The sequence below is a fragment of the Hymenobacter saemangeumensis genome (assembly GCF_039541835.1).
Taxonomy (GTDB): domain Bacteria; phylum Bacteroidota; class Bacteroidia; order Cytophagales; family Hymenobacteraceae; genus Hymenobacter; species Hymenobacter saemangeumensis.
Genome location: NZ_BAABGZ010000035.1, coordinates 1 through 943, shown reverse-complemented (window position 1 = coordinate 943; position 943 = coordinate 1). Strand labels below are relative to the sequence as shown.

Annotated in this window: 1 protein-coding gene; it reads left to right on the top strand. The window is 61.6% G+C overall.

The annotated features are described in order from the left end of the window. Nucleotides 1-97 precede the first annotated feature (97 nt). Nucleotides 98-928 (top strand): IS982 family transposase, encoded by an 831-nt coding sequence (locus ABD919_RS13830; protein WP_345236613.1) that lies wholly within the window; start codon nt 98-100, stop codon nt 926-928. The last annotated feature ends 15 nt before the right edge of the window (nt 929-943 follow it).

Genomic DNA, 943 nt, shown 5'->3' with positions numbered 1-943 from the left:
AACCTAAGTTGCGGGGTATAGATGAGGCAGAAAAAAAGTCTGTTCGGCGTGAACAGGCTAGGTTTGAAGTATTCGACCCCTTCAAGCCCTGCCGACCATGCGCGAACAGACTGTTGCAATGTACTGCGTTCTCGATGATTTGATTCGTTTCACCCGTCCCGCCGGGACACCGCCGGCGTCGGGCCGGCGCCTGAGCGATGCGCAGGTGCTGACCACGGCCCTGGTGGCCGCCCGTTTTTTCGGGGGCAACCTGGTCGTGGCCAAGCACTACATGGAGCAGCATTGGGGGCAAAACCGGCTGGACAAGAGCGGGTTTACACGCCGCCTGCACGCGCTGTCCGATACGCTGCTGGCCTTGTTCGCCACCGTGGGCGACCTGCTCAAGCACCTGCATGAGGAGGCCCGGTATGTGCTCGATTCCTTCCCTGTGGCCGTGTGTCACAACACCCGCATCCGGCGCTGCAAGCTCTTGACGGGCAAGGCCTACCACGGCCGCTGCGCCAGCAAGCGCAGCTGGTTTTACGGCCTGAAGGTACAGGTCGTGGCCACCAGCGACGGCATTCCCGTCGAGTTCTATCTCCACGCCGGGGCCGAATCCGAGCAAACCGGTCGGCGCGGGCTGCCGTTGGACCTACCCGAAGGCAGCGTGCTCTACACCGATGCCGGGTATACGGACTATGTGGCCGAGGACCTCTTCAACGAAGCCAGCGGCAGCCAGCAGTACACGGCCCGCCGTCAGAACAGCAAACGGCCGCTGCACCCGGCGCAAGCCTTTCTGCTTCAGTATTTCCGTAAAGGCATCGAAACCTGCTTCAGTCGGCTCACCGCCCGCTTTCCCAAGCAGATTCACGCCGTGACACCTGCCGGGTTTGCCCTGAAAATTGCCCTCTTCATTTTTGCCCACACCCTCCACCAAGCCGGCCTATAGCCCGCAACTTGGGTT